The organism is Deltaproteobacteria bacterium (assembly GCA_016219225.1).
GTDB lineage: Bacteria > Desulfobacterota > RBG-13-43-22 > RBG-13-43-22 > RBG-13-43-22 > RBG-13-43-22.
In genome coordinates this window covers 1-8,254 of record JACRBX010000289.1, presented here as the reverse complement: position 1 = coordinate 8,254, position 8,254 = coordinate 1, and the positions used below count along the sequence as shown (strand labels likewise).

Genomic DNA, 8,254 nt, shown 5'->3' with positions numbered 1-8,254 from the left:
TTTATAGAGGATGGCCCCGATGATGCGATGATCTTTCCCGCTTAAGTCATCCTCCAACTGCTCCATCATGGCCTCTTTCAGTTGATCCTTGGAAATAAATCCTTTTTGTACGGCGATGGTTCCGAAACGATGACAAAGATCGGCCACCTCTTTCTCCTTTGGTGATTGCATGACGATCCCACCTCCTCCAAAAAATTAAAATCAATAAATATCAAAGACGACCAGTTTGACGGGAACGGTGCCGTTCAAAAACGGCGCCTGCTTTTGAGGTTTCAATCCGATTTCCCTCAAAGGCGATGACGCGGGTGCCAGAATCCCGCAACGCCAACCTTTAAAATGATTTTTGAGGTGGTCACCGATGGCTCTCAAAAATTCCCCGCTCACATCTTTTTCCGTCATTCTGAGGCCATAAGGGATATTGGCGATCAGGAGTCCGCTCTCAGCCGGCTTCTTGGTTTTGAAAAAGTCTTTGGTCTCAAACCGAACAACGGTTTCCAACTGAGCCTTGGTCACCGTTTTTTTGGCGATCTCAACAAATTGAGGCTCTATATCCGAAGCAAATATTCCCCATTGGGCAGGGCGCTCGTCCGCACGGGCCTGGTCCTGAATGGTCTGCCAAAGCCTTTCATCAAAGTCATAAAGGTATTCAAAACCGAACCCGCCTTTTTTACGGTGCATCAGAGGAGCCCGATTAATGGCAATTTGCGCGGCTTCAACCACGATCGTGCCACTGCCGCACATGGGATCGAAGAAATTCGTGGTCCCGTCATATTCACAGACCGCCAGCAAGGCCGCGGCCAGTGTTTCATTCAGAGGAGCCGGATGGCCGTCAACGCGGAAGCCCCGTTTGTGAAGACTCTCACTGGAAGTATCGACACTGACCAGTAGACGGTTGTTATGGAAGAAACCGGTGATTCCGATGGCGGCGCCCCGGGAACTTTGATTGGGTAGGGTTTTCAGGTGATGTTGAAAACAATCGTTGATGGCCTCGCGCAATTTACTGCCGATCAAATGATTGGGAATCTTGCTTCCGTCGTTGGAGGCGACCACATGGATGCTGACCGCCTGCCTGTCGGAAAAAAGCTGGTCAAATCGAATTTTCCTGGCCTTGTCGAAGATGATGGTCGGGGACTGGGCTGGGATTTCTTTTAAAACCCGGCAAATTCGATTCGCCAGGCGTAAGTGCAAGTGGGCTTTGTAAGCGACTTCCTTCGAAGCGCGAAAGTACACGACCCGATAAGAAGCCCGCACCTGGGTTCCGCCGATAACAGCGATTTCCTTTGCCAAAAGGCCCGTTATTTCATCGGGGCAAGTCGCGTAAAGCTGATCGTCCAAAAAAATTCCTAACCAAAAATATTAGGGATAAATCTTCCCCTGCCGGGTCTACCAATCGATAGGAAAATAGTCTTTGAGAAATTTACCGGACCAGTGTTTACCGGTTAATATCCCGTCAAAGAAGGGATCACAGATCCTGGCCGCTCCATCCACAATGTCTAACGGGGGCTGGAAATCATGCACTTCCTGTTTAACTCTGGAAAGTTCCACAGGATCTTCATCGGTTACCCATCCGGTATCCACCGCATTCATATAAATCCCATCCCGGGCTAAATCTTCTGCGGCTGTATGGGTCATCATATTCAAGGCCGCTTTAGCCATGTTGGTATGGGGATGTCTGTCATCCTTCTTGAATCTGAAAAATTTACCTTCCATGGCCGTCACATTGACAATATGCTTTTGCCCGCTATATTCGCGCCGCATCAGAGGGATTAATCGATTGCATAACACAAAGGGCGCCACAGCATTCACCAGTTGAACTTCAAGCATCTCGGCGGTTTGTATTTCTCCCAGACGTAAACGCCAACTGTTGGTCCGGCGCAGATCCACCTGTTGAAGGTCGGCATCCAACTTTCCTTTTGGGAATATTTCCTCAGAAACCAGAGAATGATCATGGCGATAAGGAATCTGTGAGAGTCGGGCGGATTCACGCAAACCAATTCCAGGGCACTGATCATGCCAGGTTACAGGAAGGGCAGATTCGTGCTCTTGGATATTATGACATAAAGACTTGAGTTGCTTTTTACACCCCTCATGGTCTCCAAGCAGTTTCCGGACCTCTCCGGGCATTGCCTGGTTCCCGTTTATTTCATTTTCAATGAGATGGGCATAAAACCCGGGAGGTCGTCTCACCGTCTGGGCCGCATTATTGATCAATAAGTCGAGCCGCCCATACCTTTGTTCCACAAAATCTGTAAAAATTTCAACACTGGGAATATGTCTCAGATCCAGACCATGAATCTGCAGGCGCTCTCCCCAATCGGCAAATCCCTCTTCCTTGGAATATCGGGTGGCGGCATCAACAGGAAATCGGGTGGTCGCAATCACCGTGGCACCGGCCTGCAACATCATCAGGGTCGCCTGATACCCGATTTTCACCCGTGCGCCGGTTATCAGAGCCAACTGACCCTGAAGAGAGGCAGTCTGAAAACGCTTTCGATAATTCAGGTCGCCGCATTTTTTACATAAGCTATCATAAAAAAAGTGTAGATGGGTGAACTCATTTTTACAGACATAGCAGTTTCGGGGTGAACTTATTTCTTCGCCGTTAGGTTCACCTTCTGGCGGATTAAACTCAACCTCTCTCGGTGCGGTAAAGGTTGTATCAAGCCGGGCCATACGGATCCCGGTTGTATTTCTGGCCCGTCGGTCTTTTTCGAGCGCGGCCAGACTGTACGTTTTATTGGCCGCCTTATTTCTTTTTTTTATTTCCGCCCTATCGGGACGGGATATTTGCCCGGTCCATTTCAGAAGGTCAATTCTTTGTTCCTCCGGAAGATTGGCGAGTCGGTCCGTGTTGTTTGCAAGGATTTTAAGCACTGAAATACATTTATCAATTTCTTCGGAAGACTGTTTCATCTCAATTCAATTTTTTCGCTCCTTCATTAAAATTGCGTAATAGTTCAAAATCAGGGTAAGTATAGCAAAAAGAATATTTTTAGTCGAAGGTTATCCTTAAAGATTTAGAAAGGAGGGGGGTTTGTTGTGGCCAGAAGCCCCTCTTCGATGCGATCCAACACTTTCTGCTTCTCTTCCGGAAATTTATACCCTTCATAACTGTGGGTAAAAAGCAAGTGACCCCGCCGGTCGGTCCAGTAGTTGCCGGCATGATCGAAACAGACCCGCGAGGTGACGTTCAGTTCTTCCATCATGCGTTTGAGTTCGAGCATCTGCTCCTGGGGCGTGAGCATTTGGAATTCTCCGGCTTCAGCCGCTTCATACAGGGGGGTTCCCGGGGCGGGATAAAAGGGTCGGGAGCGGATATAATGGGGGTTGATGGCGCTTAATACCCGGGCCGTGTGAACGGCATGGTTTTCCCATCCGGCCCGCCCGCCCAGCCCGGGCATCCAGTACTCGGAAAGCTGAAAACCGGCCTCCATGGCCTGGCGGCCCCCTTTGATTTGGCCCTCGGAGGTCACCCCCTTTTTAACCATTAGCAGCAACTCATCATCACCGGTTTCCAATCCCACATGCAGCCGGTCAAGGCCGGCCTGGCGAATGGCCATCAGTTCTTTCGGTTTTTTTTGGGCCAGAGTTCTGGAACGGGCGTAGGAGGTCACCCGGATAATGGAGGGGAAGACGGTTCTCAAGTGACGCAGCAGCTCAACCAAATGGTCAGTGGGCATAATCAAACTATTGGCATCCTGCACAAAGGCGGTTTTGGCCCCTGAAAGCAGCCAGTGATAGACCATGGCAAATCCCTGATGATAGTTTAGCTCCGGATGACGGTTGATGAGCGACCCGACCGCTTCAGAGGCGATGACGCCGCCGACCCGGCCGCCTGGGTTCAAATCCCGGCACAGGGCGGCAATGGCCTCGATATCCTGCCGGATCTCGGCAACCGAACGAAGCTCAAATTTTTCCGTCTTATACATGGAGCAAAATCCACAACGGTTCCAAGGGCAGTTGCGGGTGAATCGAACCAACAACGAAGAGCTTCCCCCTTCGCTGGGCGGCCGGTAGACGCCGGTTTCAAAGTTGTATTTTTCAGCAGCTTGTGATGACATCTTTATTCCTTTCTAAAACGCGCCATTATCCCCAAAGGGCTTCGCGAAGTCCGGAGGTCCGTTCAATCCGCCGGGAGATGGCCCGGTGAAAGATTTCTTCCTTTCCCCAGACTTCCACCTGTTCCCTGGCCCGGGTAATGGCAGTATAAATCAATTCGCGGGTCAGAACCGGAACATCCCGGTCAGGCATCAGGAACAGCACCCGGTCAAATTCAGATCCTTGGCTTTTATGGACCGTCATGGCATAGACTGTTTCATGCTCGGGAAGCCTAAGAGGTGGAAATTTCCGGAGCCCACCCTCCGGGGCCTGGAAAAAGACCCGTAATCCATTCTCTGCCTCGGGATCAGATAGGGTTATTCCCACATCCCCGTTAAATAACCTCAGGTGGTAGTCATTCTTGGTGATCAGGATGGGCCGCCCAGGGTACCATCGTTTGTCTGACTGGATGAGGTCTTCCCTTTGAAGGGTCTGTTCCGCCAGAAGGTTCAGGGCCTGGACCCCGTAAGGACCATTTCGGATGGCACATAAGATGCGCAACCGGTTAAAAGAATCAAAGGCCTTTGCCGGATCAACCTCCTTTAAATAAGCGGAGAAACCCTCGATGATCCGGTCCTTCAATCCTGAAAGCAAGGTTTCCGGCCGGGGCAGTTCCTTCCAATGAATATCCGGATGGGAACCGCTTTTCAGCAATTCCATGGCCCGGAGACTTTTCCCTTCATTAACCGCGCGGCTGACGGCACTGATGCCGCTGTCAACCCCAAAACGGTAACTTTTCCTAAGCTCTATGATGGAATCCTGAATTCCCGGATGATCCCTTTCTTCCGCATCCCGTAACACCTGTTCACCGGTGATCTTTTTAAGTTGATTGCAAAACAATGAGGAATAGCCATGGGCATGACCGGTATCGCAGATATCACCCAACACGGCTCCGGCCTCAACGGAAGCCAACTGATCCTTATCCCCCAGAAGAATCAGCCGGGCCATAGGGGAAATGGCCTGGGCCAGCTTGGATAGAAGGGCCAGGTCAACCATGGAGGCTTCATCAACGATGACGACATCAGCGGTCAGCAGATTCTCCGCATTATAACGGAAATAAGGGGAATCGGGAACCCTTTTCAGGAGCCGGTGAATGGTGGAGGCCTCCTCGGGGAATAATCCCTTCATTTTTTCCGAACCATTCAGCTTTTCCCTGGCCTGCTTAATCGCTTCCTGCAGTCGGGCGGCCGCTTTACCGGTCGGTGCAGCCAGGACGATCTGCTTCTTTTCTCCTCCCGGCTGCTCCAGCAAAAGGGCCAGTATCTTGGCCACGGTAAAGGTTTTTCCGGTGCCGGGTCCTCCGGAGATCACGCAAAACCTCTTTAGGACAGAGGTAACCGCAGCCACCTTCTGCCAATCGGTATCTCCCGGACCCTGGTCCGGGAAAAGCCGATTAAGGCCCTCTTTTAAAATCTGTTGGTCAACCTCCCCCTCAATCCCCTCAATGCGCATCTTCAAAATTTCAGCCAGCTTCCTCTCATAATTCCAATAGCGGTAGAGGTACAACCTGGATCCATCCAGAATGAGGGGCCGGTAATCCCCGGGTTTCCCAACTACCGGAACCCCTTTCAGTATCTTGAGCCATTCTTTAAGATTCGGGCAGACCCCGTCTCCTTTCCCATCGTCGGACAGCGGCTTTCCAGCCAACGACGCCAGGTCGCAGCAAATATTTCCCTTCCCCTGATAAAAGCTGACCAGGGCGGCCGCCAGGAATAGCTCAGGGATATCTTCCCCGGAAAGTCCCATCATAAAGCGTCCGAACCGGCTGTCCAATTCAGACAGGATTCCCTGTTGGCTTAAGCGGTTAATCATATCATTGAGTTGCGCCATCTTCCTGCCCGATCACTTTGGTTTGACCGAAGTTTCGTCAATCAGTTCCCGGCTGAGTGCCTCCATCAATTCTTTTCTGGGCAGGTCCTGGAAAATTCCAAATCCGGCCCCCTTTTCCGGATCTATTCCCCGCAGAAAAATATAAAAAACCCCGCCGAAATGTCTTTCATAGGCATAATCCGGAAGCCGGTTCATCAAATACCGGTTCAGGGCCAGGGCATAAAGATGGTATTGGAGGATATAAAAATTTTTTCGCATCTCCATTATCAAGGCCGGCTGCCCATAATCCTCAACCCGGCTGCCCAGGAAATTGGATTTCCAGTCCACCAAAAAGAAACGGCCTTCAAATTGAAAAACCAGGTCGATGAATCCCTTCATAAACCCCTGGGTGGGTGAAAAATTCAGATTCTCCATCCTCCGGGGAAAATCATCGCCGATCTCAGGTCCGGCCTGTTCGGCAAAAATCCGGGAGAGCCTTTTGGGGGTAATGGGATTCAAGGGAAAGTAGAATTCCAGTTCGCTTAACCGATCTTCCATCCGGATGTCCGACAATTTCAAGACCGGATCATTCTGCTGAAGGGAAACGCTAAGAACCCGGGTAACCAGGTCATAGAGGGCTTCCTCCCAATGCCCTTCAAAGCCGTACTCTCTAAGTTTTCCGGCCACAATTTCTTTTAAGGCGCCCTGATCCCCGTCGGCGAAATCGATCCGTTCAAAAATATCATGTAAAAGGATACCTGATTTAGCCCCCTTAGGAAAAGCAAAGATGCCTGAAGGCTCTTTTCCCGGGAGGGCTTCCTGGGTAAAGATTCCCTGATCATAATCCGGGAGGTCAATGGCCTCATAGTCGGAAGTTTCAGTCCCTCTCGTAAAACCGGACAAGAGAGAAGAAAAACTGGCCACCTGCCAGTCGCGTCTTACCAGACCAGAGAAGGGTTTAAAAAACAGTTCTTCCCTGGTCTCGGGTGCAGGCACCTGTTCCTGGCCATGGGCCAGCGGCAGGTCAGAAAACTGGATCGACCCCTTGGATTTCCGGGTCAGGACAGCGAGGTCCTGACGGATATCGGCATCCGTCAATTTTTTAAAATTTTCCCCGGTAGCCTCAACAATATTTTCCAGGTTGTCATGGGGCGGATGGAGCAGAAAGGCCAGGGCCGAGGTTTCTGCTTTGTTGAAACGCCCCCAGGCCAGATAACAGCGGTTTTTTGCCCTGGTCAGGGCTACGTAGAGGAGCCTCAGGTTTTCGGCCAGGATCTCTTTTTCGGCGGTCATCCGATTGGGATTGTCTTCCGGATCCAGGACCAACTTGAGCCTCGATTCATCCTGGTCATCATGAAAAAGGAATTCTTCATTCTTCCCTATGCGGGAACCACCCCAGTTAAAGGGGCAAAAAACAACCGGATACTCAAGCCCTTTACTTTTATGGATGGTAACAATCCTGACGGCCTCGGCATCGCTTTCCAGGCGCAGTTGATGCTCTTCCAGGCGCGGGGAATCCGGGTCCATCTGTTGCCTGAGCCATTTCAGGATACCGGTCATCCCCAGTTTTCTTTCAGTCGATTCCTGATGAAGTACTTCCGAAAGGTGAAGCACATTGGTAAGCCGTCTTTCGCCATCCGGAAAGGAGAGCAGACGGGTCCGGACCTTTTCCCTCAACAGGAAATAACGGAACATCCGGATAAAATCATATTTTTCCCACAAATCATAGTACTCCCGAAACCGGACCAGCCACCTCTCCCATCCGGTCTCGTCCTGCATCAACCGATCCAGATCCTCCCCGCTGACTCCAAGCAGATCCGTCGTCATGGCCGCTTTAAGCGGTTGCTCCTGATTCGGCTCGGCAACAGCCGAAAGGATCCGGTGAATCGCTACGGCTTCCCGGGTATCGAAAATATTCCCCAGACTGTAGAGGACACTTGGAATCCTGAGGTCTCCCAAGGCTTCCTGCACGAGACGGGCCTCATTATTGGTCCGGACCAGAACCGCCATATCGGGTTCCCGCAGGGGCTTATTACCGATCAGGGCCTGGCCGGCCTGGCCGAGGCCAAGGAGTCTGGAGATCTCGCCGGCGACGGCCCTGGTTATCCGTTCCCGGGCCAAAAGGGCGGTCAGGGGCTTCCCGGACTCTCCCGCCTTTCCAGCATCGACAAACCAGAGCTGAAATGGCGGCTCGGGTTGTTGATTGATTTTCAGGAATTCCTGATTGGGGTGTTCTTTGGGGGTAGCTTTTACAAAAGGGATGTCCTCAAAAAGAAAGGGGTTCCTGTTACTTAAAAACAGGGTATTGACGGCCTGGATCAAAGAGGGTTCCGAGCGCCAGTTTTCC

At 51.3% G+C, this 8,254-nt stretch carries 6 protein-coding genes; all 6 read right to left on the bottom strand.

Annotated elements, in window-relative coordinates; all coding sequences use genetic code 11:
• Positions 1-171, bottom strand: a 171-nt coding sequence (locus tag HY879_23790; GenBank protein MBI5606367.1) for a hypothetical protein, incomplete at its 3' end; no start/stop codon positions are given.
• 30 nt (positions 172-201) lie between these two features.
• On the bottom strand, positions 202-1,335 hold the full coding sequence (locus HY879_23785) for a hypothetical protein (GenBank protein ID MBI5606366.1): 1,134 nt from the start codon (positions 1,333-1,335) through the stop codon (positions 202-204).
• Between the two features lie 48 nt (positions 1,336-1,383).
• Positions 1,384-2,913: an SDR family oxidoreductase gene (locus tag HY879_23780; GenBank protein MBI5606365.1), complete on the bottom strand. Its 1,530-nt coding sequence runs from the start codon at positions 2,911-2,913 to the stop codon at positions 1,384-1,386.
• 104 nt (positions 2,914-3,017) lie between these two features.
• The gene (locus HY879_23775; GenBank protein MBI5606364.1) at positions 3,018-4,061 is read right to left on the bottom strand and encodes a radical SAM protein; all 1,044 of its coding nucleotides are present in this window, start codon (positions 4,059-4,061) and stop codon (positions 3,018-3,020) included.
• 25 nt (positions 4,062-4,086) lie between these two features.
• On the bottom strand, positions 4,087-5,910 hold the full coding sequence (recD, locus tag HY879_23770; protein MBI5606363.1) for an exodeoxyribonuclease V subunit alpha: 1,824 nt from the start codon (positions 5,908-5,910) through the stop codon (positions 4,087-4,089).
• A 30-nt stretch (positions 5,911-5,940) separates the two neighbouring features.
• Positions 5,941-8,254, bottom strand: a 2,314-nt coding sequence (locus HY879_23765) for an exodeoxyribonuclease V subunit beta (protein MBI5606362.1), incomplete at its 5' end; no start/stop codon positions are given.